Source organism: Prolinoborus fasciculus (genome assembly GCF_056724605.1).
Genome location: NZ_JBWZQN010000047.1, coordinates 12526 through 28469 on the forward strand (window position 1 = coordinate 12526; position 15944 = coordinate 28469).

Here is a 15944-nt window from a genome sequence, read left to right on the forward strand (position 1 = left end):
GATGTTATTAGAATTTACCAAGATGCATGGTCTAGGCAATGACTTTATGGTGGTTGATCTGATCAGCCAGCGTGCTTATCTGGATACTTTGACCATTCAGCGTTTGGCCAACCGTAACTTCGGCATTGGTTTTGATCAACTCTTGGTGGTTGAGCCACCCGATGTACCAAGTGCAGACTTTAAATACCGGATTTTTAATGCCGATGGTTCGGAAGTGGAGCAATGTGGCAATGGCGTGCGCTGTTTTGCCAAATTTGTGCATGATCGTCAGCTCACGACCAAAACCAAAATCAAGGTACAAACCAAATCTGGTATTGTAGAGCCGGAATTGGGTGCGAATGGTTGGGTACGGGTCAATATGGGCTATCCAAAATTTTTGCCTCAGGAAATTCCATTTGTAGCTGATGCGCCGGAGAGCCTGTATGACATCGATCTTGCTGGCGGTGAAAAGCTGACCATTGATGTGGTCAATATGGGGAATCCACATGCGGTGACAATCGTGCCGGATGTGATTGCTGCCGATGTCGCACGTATTGGTCCACAAGTTGAATCACATGCGCGCTTCCCGGCACGAGTCAATGCTGGCTTTATGCAGATTATTGATGAAAAACATGCACGTTTACGTGTGTACGAGCGTGGTGTAGGCGAGACCTTGGCTTGTGGTACAGGTGCCTGTGCTGCCGCAATTTCAGGTATGCGCCGTGGTCTGCTTTCGAGTAAAGTTGAAGTTGAGCTGGCAGGCGGCAAGTTGCAAATTGAGTGGGAAGAAGGTGATGTGGTCTGGATGACTGGACCAACGGCGACCGTATATGAAGGGCGTCTGGATTTACGTTATTTCCAGGGTTAAGCGGTATTACTTTGAAACAAGCCTATCCATGAGATAGGCTTTTTGCTTTCTATTTTATTGATCTAATTCTGCTTGCAGGTCTGCCATCATTTGTTCATACGTGGCTTCAAATATCATTCGATCGCCACCAATGCTGTAGAAACTTGGAATGATAAAAGTCACTAGATTGCTAAATTCAGGGTTGGCATAAAGCATGTCTACAAATACTTCAATTTGATCATCTTGAATGCCAAAGCTTGAGGCAATTTTTTCAAATTCAGGATAGAAGTCTTGGATATTATCTGGATTAAAGCGCTTTTGTAACTCCTTTAATTCATTGGTGAGTTCTTCGACCTGTAGGCTGTTCAAATTAAAAGATGCTGCAATTTTTTCAAATGAATGCATTTTATACTCGCTATGAAATCGTTTTTATGTCATGTTTTTTGGTAAGTGATTTGATATTAGCAAAAGCTGATCAGAATTTATCTTATAAAATGAATTTTAAATGATTGATTTTTTAGATACAAAATATAGATAGATGTAATATTGAGAAAGGTGGATTGGTGTAGGAAGGTTTATATTAATGGATGCAACACAATTATTATCCATCTGGCTAAAAGAACGTGAAATTCAAAACCAGTCCAAACATACCTTGCAAGCCTATGAACGTGATGTCTCGGATTTTTTAGAATTTTGCCAGCATGAACAGCTCAATTTAAATGATGTAGAAGCTACCGATTTACGCCAGTTTCTGGCTGAGAAAGTGGAACAGCATCAGCTCAGTCCTAGCAGCCTGCAACGTATGCTTTCGGCTATTCGCCAGTTTATGAAATGGGCCGAGCAGGCTCAGCATATGGCTTTTAATCCGGCGGATGATTTTCAGTTAAAACGTCAATCGCGTCCTTTGCCCGGCATGGTGGATATTGAAACCATCAACCAGATTATTGATCAGCCTGCACCTGAAACTGAGGCACGGCAGCAAATGTGGCTTCGGGACAAAGCGATGTTAGAATTGCTTTATTCCAGTGGGCTGCGTCTGGCAGAACTGCAAAGCCTGAGAATTAAAGATATTGATTTCAACCGGCAGTTATTACGCATTACTGGTAAAGGCAATAAAACCCGGATAGTGCCTTTCGGTTCCAAGGCCAAAGACAGCGTGATGGCTTGGTTGCAAGTCTATCCCTTATGGAATGGCGATTTTGTACCGGAGGCGAATGTATTTATTACCCAGAAAGGCAATCCGCTCGGTGCACGACAAATTGAAAATCGGGTCAAGTTTCAGGCGCAGCGCGCAGGCGTGAATGTAGATTTACATCCGCATTTGTTAAGACATTGTTTTGCGAGTCACATGTTATCGAATAGCCGGGACTTACGAGCCGTGCAGGAAATGCTGGGACACAGTAATTTAACCACCACGCAAATTTATACCCATGTTGATTTTGACCATCTGGCCCAGATTTATGATCAGGCCCATCCGCGTGCGCAGCATAAAGAAGATTGATCATGTGCCCAGTTTTAAAGAATAAAAATCATGAAAATTGTATTTTTGGCACAAAACTTTCATATATAAACCTTAAAATGGAATTGAACTGAACATTGGCGTTCGGGTAAGCATTTCACTATTGTCTTATTCGTTAAATGCGCCATTTCAGGTATAACAATAACTAGTATTTAATATTTAAAATGAAATATTGCTGAGTAGAGTCTCAGCATTTGACCGATGGGAGGTGACATGGACACACTGGTAATTGCAGATATAGAGCAAAAATATGCACAGTTAAGTGAAGCTCAAAAAGAAATGTTTGCAGGTTATGGTCTGCGACAAATCAAGCATTTTGTGGACATTAGCTTACCCAATCTTGAAGCGACCTTACCTGAAGGCGCCATCATTCAAGGGATTAATGCCGATGGAAAAGTTCAGGCCTTTAATGCGGCGACTAGGCAATACTATTTATGGATTTCTGATTTGCAATGGCAATTGTCGAATCGTGCGACCCAGGCAGTCGATTTAAAAGAAGATGCGATTGCAATTTGGCAAATTTTTGAATTGGCAGGCTATGAGCTGGTAGATTTAAGCCATGTACATCGTGATTTTTTAGCACAAGAAACTGAGTAAATTCTGAAGCATCCACATAACATAAAAATAAGATTCAGTCCTGTGATTTGGCTTTGCTCAAGAGGAAAAGGTTGTCTTCTATAGGCAACCTTTTCTTATAGTAGAACTTTCAATCTATGCGCTTGCAGCACATGTTATGGTTTAAGCAAGCATACGATTATGCAAATCTTAAATTAAGAACATAGCGTCGTTGTCTAAAATCAGTTTGCCTATAAATCTTCTAAAGGCAGCTGGAAACTCTGTTTAATAATCTGACTCGGTAAATCTGTTTTGACACTGGTAATACCATTTTTTTTTGTCAGATGGGTCGACTGAAATTTACGGTAACTTTCCAGATCAGGCACCACAACTTTCAACATGGCATCGCTCTCTCCCAAAATAATGTAGCACTCCATCACTTGCGGCAATTCTTTCATCGCCTCAATAAAGGTATCAATGGTTTCGGCATCCTGACCGACCAGCCAGATGCGCGAAAATAAAATCAGCTGAAAACCAATTTTTTGTTGGTCGACAATAGTCGTGTAATTCTGAATGACGCCTGCATCTTCCAGTAATTTTACCCGGCGTAAACAGGACGAAGGTGAAAGTCCGATTTCACGTGCCAGATCATTATTCTGAATACGGCCATTGGCTTGTAAATGTCGAATGATATTTTTATCAATTCGATCAAGTTTTACCCGCACAGACTTGGTGGATATTTTCATAAATTAGAATAATATTCGAAAAATAATACTTATTATAAAATAAATTGAAAGCCAATTTTGTAAAAAATCGCAGATACTTATTTCACTTTCTGGAGTTTGAAAGGAAAAGGAAATGTCTGTATTTGTACTCTTTGCACTGACCGTGCTTCCCCTGATTTTTACGCCTGGACCCGATATGTTATTTATCCTGTCTCAAGTGATGGGTAAAGATGCAAAAGCAGGCATGATGGCAACCTTAGGGGTGTGTTGCGGTTATCTGGTGCATTCGATCCTTGTGGCACTCGGAATTGCGGCTATTATTGTCTCTTTTCCGGTGCTGTTTGAAACGATTCGCTGGCTCGGGATTGCTTATCTGCTGTATTTGGCATTTAGTTTACTTAAATCGGTATTCAGTAAAAACGCGCTGAACATTGAGAAAAAGACCTCAGCCAATCCGATTAAAAAAGGTTTTTTTACTGCGCTGTTAAATCCGAAAGGCATGTTGATTTATTTTGCGATTTTGCCGCAGTTTATTGATAAATCAGCCAATACTGTCAGCCAAGGTTTGATCCTGTCCTTTATTTTTATCAGTCTGATTTTTGTAGTGTATTGTAGCTTAAGTATTTTGTTCAGCAAAATCAGCCAAAAAACCCAAATGGATGAACGTAAACAAAAATGGGTAGATGGAACTTCTGGTGGTTTACTGGCACTTGCCGCAAGCTGGTTAATCATTAATTAATCGGATTGCAAAGAAGCATACTGTTCGCAGTATGCTTTTTTTATAATTGTGAAGATTTGAAATTAAATATTCACTTTGTCGGCGTAGAATTCAATGCGCTGGTTTATTATTTGGTCAATTTGTCTTTATATTAGGTTTAATTCGCTCTCAAAAAGAATTCTGTCCAAAATGACAAAAGCTGACATACGTATATCCCGGCTGTTTTGCTGCAAGCTGCTTTAAATCAATTTAAATTAAATGTGATCAATCAAAACTTCTGATGTGATTAATCAGATAAAAAAATAATATAAATCAATGGTTAAATTTTAAGTAAATATTGATACATTTCATTGTAATAAAACGATAACAATTAATTGTGAACGCATCGTTCAGGGAAAATTACGCATTTTTACACCTCTTTGTTGAATTGTGACTTGACCGAAATGCCGTACACATTGCAAGATAGGGCACCTAAAAAAATTTAAGTGAAGAGTTACACTAACTTTTCTCAACATTTACATTTGCTAAAACAGCCGAGGATTACATGAAGGCTCTTGTTGCTGTAAAACGTGTGGTTGATGCCAACGTTAAAGTTCGTGTTAAACCGGACAACAGTGGTGTTGACTTAACTAACGTTAAAATGTCAATTAATCCATTCTGTGAAATCGCAGTGGAAGAAGCGGTTCGTTTAAAAGAAAAAGGAACTGTTTCAGAAATCATTGTTGTTTCTATTGGTCCTAAAGAAGCCCAAGAACAAATCCGTTCTGCAATGGCGCTTGGTGCTGACCGCGGTATCCTGGTTGAAGCTGATGACAGCCAACTGGGTGCGCTGGAAATCGCTAAAATTCTGAAAGGCGTTGTTGACGCTGAGCAACCACAATTGATCCTTCTAGGTAAGCAAGCAATTGATGATGACTCGAATCAGGTTGGTCAGATGCTTGGCGCTCTAATGGGTGCAGGTCAAGGTACATTCGCTTCTGAAGTAAAAGTAGATGGCGACAAAGTACAAGTAACACGTGAAGTAGACGGCGGTTTACAAACTGTTGAACTGACACTTCCAGCAATCATTACCACTGACTTGCGTTTGAACGAGCCACGTTATGCGGCACTTCCAAACATCATGAAAGCGCGTAAAAAACCGCTGGATACCAAGTCACCTGCAGATTTCGGTGTAAACCCTGCAACTAAACTGAAAACAGTGAAAGTTGAATCACCTGCAGAGCGTAAAGCTGGCGTACAAGTGAAGTCTGTAGACGAACTTGTAGAAAAATTGAAAAACGAAGCGAAAGTGATCTAATACAGAAGGATAAAAATCATGAGTATTTTAGTTATCGCTGAGCACGACAACAAAGCATTAAACGCTGCTACTTTAAACGTTGTTGCTGCAGCGCAAAAAATCGGTGGTGATATCACTGTATTGGTTGCTGGTTCTGGCGCTCAGGCAGTTGCTGACCAGGCGGCTAAAGTTGCAGGCGTAAGCAAAGTATTACTTGCTGATGACGCTGCTTATGCAAACCAATTGGCTGAAAACGTAGCTAAACTTGTTGCTGAATTAGGTAAAGGCTATACACATATCCTTGCTGCTTCTACAACAACTGGTAAAAACATTTTGCCACGTGCAGCTGCGCTTCTTGACGTAAGCATGATCACTGACATCATCGCGGTAGATGGTCCTAAGACTTTCAAACGTCCGATCTATGCAGGTAACGCAATTGCGACTGTAGAATCAGGCGAAAACATCGTATTGGCGACTGTTCGTGGTACAGCATTTGATGCTGTAGCTGCTGAGGGTGGTTCTGCTGCTGTTGAAGCTGCTGCGTCTACGGGTGATGCGGGTATTTCTAAGTTTATCAACGAAGAAATCGTAAAATCTGAACGTCCTGAACTGACAGCTGCGCGTATTGTGGTTTCTGGTGGTCGTGGTGTTGGTTCTGGTGAGAACTATCACAAAATCCTTGATCCATTGGCTGACAAGCTTGGTGCTGCTCAAGGTGCATCACGTGCTGCGGTAGATGCCGGCTTCGTACCAAACGATATGCAAGTTGGTCAAACGGGTAAAATCGTTGCACCTGATCTGTATATCGCTGTAGGTATCTCTGGTGCGATTCAGCATTTGGCAGGTATGAAAGAATCTAAAGTGATCGTTGCGATCAACAAAGACGAAGAAGCGCCAATCAATGCAGTCGCTGACTACTGGTTAGTCGGTGACCTGAACACTGTTATTCCTGAATTGGTTTCTAAAATCTAATTCCTGAACACAGTTTAAAAGACGCTCTTGCGCAGGCAGTGAAAGCAATGCTTTACTGTTTTGTCCAAGGGCGTTTTTTTATGCAAAAATTTTAAAAATACTCGACAGTCGAAACTAGAGTATTTCATTTGCATGAAAAGTGATAAAATCCCGGTTTGCTTTTTCTCCTGTTTTTAATCATGTCCTTTTCCAAAGCCGCCCATATCCTGTTCATTAGTTTTCTGCTGATTGCGCTTTATCTGGGTATTTGTATTCATACTGCCCTGAATGCACCAGCTTCGGTAACTCAGTATTTATTTAGTGAATCAGGCGCTTTTGAAGTCATGAGCCCATGGTTATGGTACTTGCTGGCAGTGCTGTGTTTGCTTAATGTTGAAATCAAACTCAATACCCGAGTCTTTACGGCTATAGCAGCGACATTGTTGGGATTACGGGAAATGGATTTTCATAAGCAGGTGTTTGAAATGAGTTTTATCAAAACTAATTTCTATCGCAGTGCTGAAATTCCGCTCATGGATAAGCTGCTCGGATTTATTTTATTGATTGGGATTATTTTTGTCTTTCTGGTATTGGCGAAAAAATTGGTTCAAACCATACGAAGCATGAAAGATTCTTTGAATATTGCACATTTTTTTATCTTCCTCACCATTGCCTGTGGCGGACTAAGCAAGGTGCTGGATCGCACGACCTCAACCCTGAAAGATGAATTCGGCATCCAGTTGGTGCCGCATACTCAAATCATGATTATGACCATTGAGGAAGGGGTGGAGATGTTATTGCCAGTTTTATTGATTGTGGCTGTGCTGAGCTATCGTAAAGTACTGAACCAGGCACAATAAAAATATAGAAAAAACGATGAAGATGCGCCAGTTGATTGGCGCATTTTGTTTTTGTACTCCTGTATTTCTCAAAATTTTGAGTATTGAAAAATCCTGTCTGGATGCACTGATTTTCTGTTTTGAAATAACAAGAAAATGATCACTAAAATGAAGATAATTAACAAGGTTAAGCTGAATATTTCGACACAAAAATACAAGTGTTTATGCTATAATTTAGGGCTGTATTTTAGTTTTTAACTCAGTCGTTTGAGTTAATGATTTTGCTAGTTTTACGACATATAAATACAAGCCAAAATTGGCTTGTAGAATAAGGAGTATGCATGAGCGTATCGGAAATTAGACCGATTGCCATTGAGGATGAACTTAAAAGCTCATATCTCGATTATGCGATGAGCGTGATTGTGTCACGTGCATTGCCCGATGTACGAGATGGTTTAAAACCTGTTCATCGTCGTGTGCTTTTCGCAATGCACGAATTAGGCAATGACTATAACAAAGCTTATAAAAAGTCTGCACGTGTAGTCGGTGACGTGATCGGTAAATATCACCCGCATGGTGATTCTGCCGTATACGAAACCATTGTACGTATGGCGCAAGATTTCAGCTTGCGTTACCAATTGGTTGATGGTCAAGGTAACTTCGGTTCGGTCGATGGCGATAGCGCAGCAGCCATGCGTTATACCGAAGTGCGTATGCGTAAACTGACCCACGAACTGTTAGCGGATCTTGAAAAAGATACCGTTGAGTGGGAAGACAACTACGATGGCTCTGAGCGTATTCCTCAGGTGATGCCAACCCGTGTACCGAACTTATTGATTAATGGTGTTACCGGTATTGCAGTCGGTATGGCGACCAATATGGCCCCGCATAACATGACTGAAGTGGTGAATGCGTGTCTGGCCTATGCCAATGATCCTCAGATCAGTATCGAAGGGTTGATGGAGCATATTTCTGGTCCGGATTTCCCGACAGGCGGTATCATTTACGGTAAATCAGGCATTGTCGATGCATACCGTACCGGTAAGGGCCGTTTGCATATTCGTGGTAAGTACCATTTCGAAGAAGATCCGAAAAATGGCCGTACCACGATTGTCTTCACTGAAATTCCATATCAGGTCAATAAAGCAAAAACCATTGAGCGTATTGCTGAACTGGTCAAAGAGAAAAAACTGGAAGGCATTTCAGAGCTTCGTGACGAGTCTGACAAAGACGGTATGCGTATCGCGATTGACCTGAAGCGCGGTGAAAACGCCGAAGTGATCGTGAACAACCTGTTCCAGAACACACAACTTGAAAACTCTTTCAGCATCAATATGGTTTGCCTGGACAATGGCCAACCAAAATTGATGAACCTGAAAGACATCATTGCGGCATTTATCCGTCACCGTCAGGAAGTGGTCACGCGTCGTACCATGTTCGAATTACGCAAAGCGCGTGAACGTGGGCATATCTTGGAAGGTTTAACCGTTGCCCTGGCGAATATTGATGCCATCATCGAAACTATCAAGAGTTCTGCGAATCCGGCTGAAGCGCGTGAGCGTTTGCAGGCAGGTGAGTGGGCAGGTGGCGGTGTTTTGGCCTTGCTGGAAAAAGCCGGTTCAGTTTCTGTGCGTCCGGATGAGATTGAAGGTGAAGACCCAAGTCGCCCATTTGGTTTGGATGGCGAGATTTATCGTTTGTCACCAACCCAGGTGAATGCAATTATGGAACTTCGCTTGCATCGTTTAACTGGTCTGGAACAAGACAAGTTACATGCTGAATATAGTGAAATCCTGTCACAAATTGCTGAACTGACTGCAATTTTGAATGACTTTAATCTGTTGATGAACGTGATTCGTGAAGAGCTGGCATTAATTCTTCAGCAGTATGGCGATGCACGTAAAACGTCGATTGTCGAGTCACGTATCGATTTCTCTCGTGAAGATCTGATTCCTGAAGAGCAAATGGTGCTGACGGTATCGAAATCAGGTTATGCGAAAACACAACCATTGTCTGACTATGCTGCGCAGCGTCGTGGTGGCCGTGGTAAATCTGCGACCAGCATGAAAGAAGATGATTACATTCAACATCTGATTGTGACGTCAAGTCATGCGACGGTACTTTGCTTTACCAACGTTGGTAAGGTCTATCGTCTGAAAGTCTATGAAGTGCCGCAAGCATCACGTGGTGCCAAAGGTCGCCCAATGGTGAACTTGCTGCCACTGGATGAAAACGAGACTATTACCGCGATCTTGCCGGTGATCGATGCGCCGAAGAAATTCAAGGAACGTCTGGCTGACTTCAAGGCATTTGTCAAAGCTAATGCAGCGCAGTTGCAAAACAATGAAGTAATCAATGCTCATTTTGCCGAGCTTGAAGCAGCGCTGACAGAATCTGAAGACGGTGCGGATGATATTTCTGATGCATTGCGTATCCAATTGAAACAGTTGGGCTTGGAGCTTTCTGCAACAGATCTTGATGATGACATCATCAATGACTTTGCTCAGCAGGCTGAAGCGGTACGTAAAAACTTCTATGTGTTTATGGCGACTGAATACGGTACGATTAAACGTGTAGAGCTTGAACAGTTCTCGAATGTTCGTTCAAACGGTTTACGTGCGATTGAGCTGAATGGCGATGACACCCTGATTGGTGTAGCGATTACCGACGGCGAACAGCAAATCATGTTGTTCTCGAACGAAGGTAAAGCCATTCGCTTTGCTGAGACTGATGTGCGTTCAATGGGCCGTTCTGCCAAAGGTGTACGTGGTATGCGCGTGACCATTGGTGCAGCTGCACAGCTAGAAGAAAATGATGAAACTGAGATCGAGTCTGATGACGAAGATGGTTCAGATTCAGCATTGATTAGCCGAATCGTATCACTGGTGGTTGTACCTGAAACTGGCGAAGTACTGTGTGCATCTGAAAACGGTTATGGTAAACGTACTCCAGTAGACGACTTCCCGACCAAGAAACGTGGCGGTAAGGGTGTGATTGCGATCAAAACCTCTGAACGTAATGGTCAATTGGTGGGCGCTGTTGCCATCGATGCTTCTAAAGAACTGATGCTGATTTCTGATGGCGGTACGCTGGTTCGTACCCGTGCATCTGAAGTGGCGCAAACTGGTCGTAATGCACAGGGTGTTCGTCTGATCCGCTTAGGTAATGAGGAATTGCTGGTCGGTGTGGTTTCAATTGAAGCTGTTGAAGAAGATGAGTTTGTTGAAGCGATTGAAGGTGCAGAATCTTTAGTAGCAGAAACAGATGTAGCAGCTGAAACTGAGCAAGTTGCAAAAGATGGTGAAAATTCAGTAGAAGAATAAGTTTTTTACTGATAAAAAGGGCGCTTCGGCGTCCTTTTTTATAAACCTTGACTGCATAAGGGTAAGCGATGAAAACCAAATTAATGTTGTTGGCAGCAGCGGTTGCATTGACTGGCTGTAATTCAATGGACAATATTCCGAATCCGAGTCCTGAACAGGAAAAGGCGGCACAGCTGGCTTATGAGGATTTGCGTGACGGGAAATATGAGGAATTTCTGGCTCAGTTAGAACCGCAGTTGCAAACCCAGTTTAAGGATAATGAAAAGCTGATGAAACGCTTTTCACGTTCAATTCCTCAAGGTGAATACAAGTCTAAGACTTTAATGACCAAAGAGATTGAAGAAGCAACCAATCAGCCTGGACAATATAAGGTCAGTTATGAAATTGCCTATCCGGAGAATCTGGTTCAGTATGATGTGAGTTTTGATAAGCCGAATGGTAGCAACAAGATTCGTAATTTCAATATTCAGGTCTTTGGCGAATCAAGTAAATAAGTGGAATAGGCGCATTGCTATAATGTTCTATCTGCTTTGATGACCAGAAATTAAACGTCGATAAGCCAAGAAAAAGCACATGCTGCCGATCATTCCAAGATAAAGCAATTTAGGCAAGACTAGTGCGGTAGGTACACCCATTTGATTGAGTTGAATAAACATCTGCACAATTTGGGTGGAAGGCAGGATTTCGCCAACGACTTGCATCCAGATGGGCATGGCGGCATGCGGCCAGGCCGCACCAGATAAAAAGAACAGTGGAATAGAAGTGAATACAATGACATGCCCCGCACGTTCCGGCAGATCCAGAAAACTGGCAAATAGACAGGTCATGCCCATTATCGTGTAGATAAAAACCGGAACAGCCAGTAGCATCCCGAGAAGGTTGCCACCACGTGGATAATCAAATAGCCAGAAGCTAAAGCCGAATAAATAGAAACATCCCAGACAGCCAATAGTAAAGACCGCTAAACACATCCCAATCAATGCATTTGCGTTTAATTCTACTTTTCTTTCCCGATATACCAAAATCAGCATACTCAAACCCAAAAGAATGGTTTGGTGAATAATTAAAGGTGCAACCGCAGGAAAGACATAACTGCCATAGCCGGACAGCGGATTAAATAAAGGAATTTGATGCACTGAAATAGCAGGTGAAAAATCCGAGACCTCGCCAAAGCGTTCAACATAATCTGCCAAAGTTTGCTCAACCGATGTAGCTAAGCCCAGACCAATTTGTTTGGTCACTAAAAAGTTGGCTGTACTTACATACAGTCCAATGCCACCTGTTTCACCATGCCTTAAGCTTTGCGATAAATTCTCCGGCAGCAGTAAAATGCCATCAGCTTTTTGAGATTCCATCCATTGTTTGGCCTCGGCAAAATTTCCGGTAATCGCCTGAATTTCGACATTGGGGCTTTGTGCCACCTGACCAATAATGCGGGTACTTAAGCTACTTTGTTCTTCATCGACAATAATAATCGGTAAGGCTTCAGCCTGCTGCGCCTGATAAGCAGTTGGATAAAAAAAGCTGTAAAACAATACGGATAGAATCAGCGTAGTAAAGATCGTGCCGTGACTGACAATATCTTTAAAGCTTTGTAGATAGTAAAACCAAAGGGATTTCATTGGACTGCTCCTTTGGCGATTTTTTTAAGAAACAGATAAGCCAGCAGAGCGTAGACTAGGGCATAGATCAGCAGCATTAATCCAGCTTGCAGTGAAATATGCAATGGACTACCAATCACCCATTGTTCAGTTTGTAATTTGGCATAGGGCGTAAACGGAATAATATTGGACCAAAACTGGGTGAATAGGGGCGCATTATTTAAAGGGAGGGTCACACCGGCAAAACTTAAAGATGAACCGCCATAGACCGCAATGATGCCGAAAGATTTACTTAAATCTTTGGTTGCCAGAACCACTGCACTGCTTAAAAATGCATAAGCGCTATACAGCAGAAATTGCGCCAATAGAATCAGGCTGAGCGAGCCGGCAACAAACCAGCCGCGAATTTCAATCAGCCAGAACATCCAGATCCAGGTCCATAGACTAAAAATAGCCACATAGACCAGATTTTTAGACAGCAATGCCATCCAGATGGACGAGTTGCTGATCCAGCTTGTTAAGGTCTGTCGCTTCAGTTCCTGACCGACGGAAAATGCCACACAACAACACAGCAGTAAATGCAGAATTGCCGGAATGACATAGGGTTCCAGATAGAATTCATAATTCAGTTGTGGATTATACAGCGGCGATATTTTGATATGCGGCGACGGTGCTTCGAGAGAAGGCAGCCGGTTGCCCAGATATTGCTGTCCGCCAAATTCAGCCAGTGCTTGCAGGGTACTGACCAGCATGGCAGAGGAGATGGTATTTCCGATACTGAAATAACTCTGGTTAAAGGCAATACTGATGTCAGCATCCTGGGCACGAACCAGACGTTGCTCGGCACCGCTTGGAATATGGATATAACCCCAAATTTTATTTTGATTTAACAGGCGCTCAATTTCAGCTGTTTGTTCCGACACCGTAGCAATTTTAAGAGTATGATTCAGCGCCACATGCTGATAAATGCTTTGACTCAGCGCACTCTGGTCTTGATCAATAATCGCAATCGGTAAATGATCCGGTTTCCCTTGAGCAAACATGCTGCTGAATAAAATAATCACCAGTGCAGGTGCCAGCGTGACCAGACACAGATCCCATTTTTCTCGGAGCAGATAGCGCAGTTCGCGCCATATACCCGTCCACATTATCGGGCCTCTTTCAGTTTAAATAACACGCTCATCCCGACTTTGAGTTCAGGAATCGCTGGTGTGGGCACAAGATGCAGCTTAAAACTTCGCACATCATAACCGCCGGTTTGGCGTGTGGTCTTAATGGTGGCAAATTCACCTTCAGCACTGATCTGCTTGATTTGAAAAGTGGCGGTTTTATCTAGGGCGGGAATATAACCTTCAATACTGCTCATTTTCTGAAATGGGGCATATTGGTCTTCACGAATATTCAGGCTCACCCACATTTGATCTTCAATCAGGCTGACCACAGGGACTGCGGTGGCTACCAGCTCCGAGACTTTGCCATAGGTTTTAGACACCGTTCCGTTTACAGGTGCTACTAATTGGGTTTCTGCCTCTAATGCATTGGCTTCATCCAGCGCAGCCTGGGCAATATCTACTTGTGCATCGGCAGAACTCTTTTGCTGCGAGGTGCTGCCACGTTTGGCACGTGCGTATTGCTGATACGCTGCTTCTGTCATTTGTGCCGCTGATTGACTGGCTGCATACAATTCATCACGGCGCTGGCGTGAAATCACACCTTCCTTAAATAAATTTGCACCACGCTCATAAGAAACTTTGGCTAAATTTTGCTGTGCTTTCAGCGATTGCCAGTTGGCATACAGGCTCGCGATATTTTCTTCCTGCGAGCCACGTTCAGCAGTCGATTGTAAGGCTAGCGCAGATTGTAAAGCCGCTGCGGCTTGCTGTTTTTTGGCCTGAATTTCCGGGCTGTTTAAGCGCACCAGCACATCGCCTTTTTTGACCCGCTGACCTTCTTCTACATAGATTTCTTCAATACGGCTTGGCACTTTGGTCGCCACCTGAACCGTTTCAGCTTCTACACGACCCTGCAATTCCAGCGGAGCGGGTTGATAGCTTTTCCATAATCCAAATGCGATGACTGCCAGCAGAACTGGAATCAGGGCGAGCAATAAATATTTTTTCTTTTTAGCGATTTCAGGAGCTTGTTGTTGCTCGGTCGAAGTCGTCGCGTTGTTTTCTATTTCAGTTTTTGCTTCTACCTGTTGCGCAGGCGATTTTTCTGTATCGCTGGATGAAGCCGCTTCATTCACAGGATCATTCGGTTTTTGATCTTCGTTCATGTTCGGCTCCATTAGCGAATATAGTGAGTGTTGGTATGTTGGATGTAGTTCGGAAATTCTGCAATCGAGCCATGGCTTTGTAATAGTGTGGCCAGTGACATCACATATTTGTAAGCATTCAAGGCAGTTTCAGCTCGTAGTCCGCTCAGCATATTTTGTGCATCGATGACCTGTGTGGCGGTGCCCATATCTTCTTTAAAAGACAATTCTTGGATGCGTAAATTTTCCTGTGCGGCTTTCAAGTTTTGTGCCAGAAGCGCATCACTTTGCTGTGCACTGAGTGCTTCGCTATAAGATTTATAAATCAGATTTTCAATTTCCTGCTGGGTGCGTGCAGTGAGAAGTTCTGTGGCAGAGCGTTTGAGTTCGGCAGCCTGAATATTTTTGTTTTTATCGATCCCGGAAAACAGGTTATAGCGTGCGGCAACTCCGACAATCCAGTTTTCATTTTGATCCAGACTATATTCGCCAAAAGCAAAAACATTCGGTTTTTTAGCTGCTTGCTGGGCTTTGACATTGGCTTGGGCTAATTGGGTATCCAGCTGCATTTTTTGAATCAACGCAGAGTTTTGACTAAAGGTTTTCAGCAGATGATTTAAGGCCTGTGGCTCGGTTTTATTGACAAATAAAGGCGTTGAAAGCTCAGTGATGCTACTTTCTTGAAGCAGATTATTGAGCTGGAAAAGGGCAGCATTCAAATTGGCTTGCGTGTTTTGCTGGCTGCGCTCGGCATTATTGCGTGCTACTTCAAACTGCATGCGGTGGCCTTTACTGATAAAACCTTGCTGTTCCATCTTTAAGGCATTGCGATAATGCTGCTGCATGGCATTCAGATTAAACAGCGCAGCTGCATGCAATTGCTTTTGGAGCTGCACATTAAAATAACTTTGAATCAGTTCAAAACGCTGCGTATCTTGCTGCTGTTTGTTGCTGAGCTGACTACGACCGACCTGAATATTGGCGATTTCTTTGGCGTTGCTTGTCAGTCCACCGGTATAAAGCGGCATCATGACTGAAACCGTCGGGCGAATGACCTGATCATCCAGCACGACATGCGAACTATCAGGAATTAAGCCAACTCCATTTTGGATAGGTGGTCTTAAACTATTTTTTAGCGGATCAGCAATAGCACCTAAGTTCAGTTCATCAATTCTATTATTTACACCATTGGTTAAGGATTGCTCTAAATTATTTTTTAATGCACCTAAAGGCAGATCGAGTTCATTATGAAAGGCATACGCACGAACATTCAGGTCGACTCGTGGCAGACCTATACCTTTCACTGCTTCAGCTTCAAGTTTTGAGGCCTGTTCCAGACTTTGATAGGCTTGGC

The 15944-nt window shown here is 42.9% G+C and carries 15 protein-coding genes; 9 read left to right on the forward strand and 6 right to left on the reverse strand.

Annotated elements, in window-relative coordinates:
* Window position 1 precedes the first annotated feature (1 nt).
* Window positions 2-847, forward strand: coding sequence for a diaminopimelate epimerase (dapF, locus tag AC1P5O_RS11550; protein ID WP_222112228.1), 846 nt, complete (start codon window positions 2-4; stop codon window positions 845-847).
* Between the two features lie 54 nt (window positions 848-901).
* Here dapF and AC1P5O_RS11555 read toward each other — a convergent pair whose 3' ends face one another.
* A complete protein-coding gene (locus AC1P5O_RS11555) occupies window positions 902-1231 on the reverse strand; it encodes a hypothetical protein (protein WP_005103900.1) in 330 nt (109 codons plus the stop codon).
* Between the two features lie 178 nt (window positions 1232-1409).
* Between AC1P5O_RS11555 and xerA the strand changes: the two genes are divergently transcribed.
* Window positions 1410-2327, forward strand: a complete 918-nt coding sequence (gene xerA / locus AC1P5O_RS11560; protein WP_262466657.1) for a site-specific tyrosine recombinase/integron integrase — start codon at window positions 1410-1412, stop codon at window positions 2325-2327.
* 231 nt (window positions 2328-2558) lie between these two features.
* Window positions 2559-2942, forward strand: coding sequence for a hypothetical protein (locus tag AC1P5O_RS11565; RefSeq protein ID WP_005103897.1), 384 nt, complete (start codon window positions 2559-2561; stop codon window positions 2940-2942).
* 209 nt (window positions 2943-3151) lie between these two features.
* Here the strand turns inward: AC1P5O_RS11565 and AC1P5O_RS11570 are convergent, their stop codons facing one another.
* The gene (locus tag AC1P5O_RS11570) at window positions 3152-3646 is read right to left on the reverse strand and encodes an Lrp/AsnC family transcriptional regulator (RefSeq protein WP_004645712.1); all 495 of its coding nucleotides are present in this window, start codon (window positions 3644-3646) and stop codon (window positions 3152-3154) included.
* 112 nt (window positions 3647-3758) lie between these two features.
* On the opposite strand from AC1P5O_RS11570, the gene AC1P5O_RS11575 reads away from it, so the two are divergent.
* From AC1P5O_RS11575 to AC1P5O_RS11600, 6 genes are all read left to right on the forward strand, one after another.
* Window positions 3759-4364, forward strand: coding sequence for a LysE family translocator (locus AC1P5O_RS11575; protein ID WP_085064932.1), 606 nt, complete (start codon window positions 3759-3761; stop codon window positions 4362-4364).
* 523 nt (window positions 4365-4887) lie between these two features.
* Window positions 4888-5640, forward strand: coding sequence for an electron transfer flavoprotein subunit beta/FixA family protein (locus AC1P5O_RS11580; RefSeq protein WP_004731799.1), 753 nt, complete (start codon window positions 4888-4890; stop codon window positions 5638-5640).
* A gap of 18 nt (window positions 5641-5658) precedes the next feature.
* Window positions 5659-6591, forward strand: a complete 933-nt coding sequence (locus AC1P5O_RS11585; protein WP_004280494.1) for an FAD-binding protein — start codon at window positions 5659-5661, stop codon at window positions 6589-6591.
* Window positions 6592-6770: 179 nt separating this feature from the next.
* Window positions 6771-7430, forward strand: coding sequence for a hypothetical protein (locus tag AC1P5O_RS11590; protein WP_262466658.1), 660 nt, complete (start codon window positions 6771-6773; stop codon window positions 7428-7430).
* Between the two features lie 320 nt (window positions 7431-7750).
* Complete coding sequence (gene gyrA, locus AC1P5O_RS11595) at window positions 7751-10732, forward strand: DNA gyrase subunit A (RefSeq protein ID WP_071850639.1); 2982 nt, start codon at window positions 7751-7753, stop codon at window positions 10730-10732.
* Window positions 10733-10800: 68 nt separating this feature from the next.
* A complete protein-coding gene (locus tag AC1P5O_RS11600) occupies window positions 10801-11226 on the forward strand; it encodes a DUF3887 domain-containing protein (RefSeq protein WP_262472425.1) in 426 nt (141 codons plus the stop codon).
* 27 nt (window positions 11227-11253) lie between these two features.
* Here AC1P5O_RS11600 and AC1P5O_RS11605 read toward each other — a convergent pair whose 3' ends face one another.
* The 4 genes from AC1P5O_RS11605 to AC1P5O_RS11620 form a co-directional block, all read right to left on the reverse strand.
* Window positions 11254-12354, reverse strand: coding sequence for an ABC transporter permease (locus tag AC1P5O_RS11605; protein WP_262466660.1), 1101 nt, complete (start codon window positions 12352-12354; stop codon window positions 11254-11256).
* On the reverse strand, window positions 12351-13481 hold the full coding sequence (locus AC1P5O_RS11610) for an ABC transporter permease (RefSeq protein WP_004733131.1): 1131 nt from the start codon (window positions 13479-13481) through the stop codon (window positions 12351-12353). The genes AC1P5O_RS11605 and AC1P5O_RS11610 overlap by 4 nt, the downstream gene beginning before the upstream one ends.
* Complete coding sequence (locus AC1P5O_RS11615; protein WP_262466661.1) at window positions 13481-14611, reverse strand: HlyD family secretion protein; 1131 nt, start codon at window positions 14609-14611, stop codon at window positions 13481-13483. The genes AC1P5O_RS11610 and AC1P5O_RS11615 overlap by 1 nt, the downstream gene beginning before the upstream one ends.
* Before the next feature lie 11 nt (window positions 14612-14622).
* Window positions 14623-15944 (reverse strand): TolC family protein (locus AC1P5O_RS11620; RefSeq protein WP_499006047.1); only part of this gene is annotated, 1322 nt, incomplete at its 5' end.

What these genes read in the sequence shown, in the direction of transcription:
- dapF (WP_222112228.1), top strand. Translation starts at nt 2, where the DNA reads ATGTTATTAGAATTTACCAAGATGCATGGTCTAGGCAATGACTTTATG.
- AC1P5O_RS11555 (WP_005103900.1), bottom strand. Translation starts at nt 1,231, where the DNA reads ATGCATTCATTTGAAAAAATTGCAGCATCTTTTAATTTGAACAGCCTA.
- xerA (WP_262466657.1), top strand. Translation starts at nt 1,410, where the DNA reads ATGGATGCAACACAATTATTATCCATCTGGCTAAAAGAACGTGAAATT.
- AC1P5O_RS11565 (WP_005103897.1), top strand. Translation starts at nt 2,559, where the DNA reads ATGGACACACTGGTAATTGCAGATATAGAGCAAAAATATGCACAGTTA.
- AC1P5O_RS11570 (WP_004645712.1), bottom strand. Translation starts at nt 3,646, where the DNA reads ATGAAAATATCCACCAAGTCTGTGCGGGTAAAACTTGATCGAATTGAT.
- AC1P5O_RS11575 (WP_085064932.1), top strand. Translation starts at nt 3,759, where the DNA reads ATGTCTGTATTTGTACTCTTTGCACTGACCGTGCTTCCCCTGATTTTT.
- AC1P5O_RS11580 (WP_004731799.1), top strand. Translation starts at nt 4,888, where the DNA reads ATGAAGGCTCTTGTTGCTGTAAAACGTGTGGTTGATGCCAACGTTAAA.
- AC1P5O_RS11585 (WP_004280494.1), top strand. Translation starts at nt 5,659, where the DNA reads ATGAGTATTTTAGTTATCGCTGAGCACGACAACAAAGCATTAAACGCT.
- AC1P5O_RS11590 (WP_262466658.1), top strand. Translation starts at nt 6,771, where the DNA reads ATGTCCTTTTCCAAAGCCGCCCATATCCTGTTCATTAGTTTTCTGCTG.
- gyrA (WP_071850639.1), top strand. Translation starts at nt 7,751, where the DNA reads ATGAGCGTATCGGAAATTAGACCGATTGCCATTGAGGATGAACTTAAA.
- AC1P5O_RS11600 (WP_262472425.1), top strand. Translation starts at nt 10,801, where the DNA reads ATGAAAACCAAATTAATGTTGTTGGCAGCAGCGGTTGCATTGACTGGC.
- AC1P5O_RS11605 (WP_262466660.1), bottom strand. Translation starts at nt 12,354, where the DNA reads ATGAAATCCCTTTGGTTTTACTATCTACAAAGCTTTAAAGATATTGTC.
- AC1P5O_RS11610 (WP_004733131.1), bottom strand. Translation starts at nt 13,481, where the DNA reads ATGTGGACGGGTATATGGCGCGAACTGCGCTATCTGCTCCGAGAAAAA.
- AC1P5O_RS11615 (WP_262466661.1), bottom strand. Translation starts at nt 14,611, where the DNA reads ATGAACGAAGATCAAAAACCGAATGATCCTGTGAATGAAGCGGCTTCA.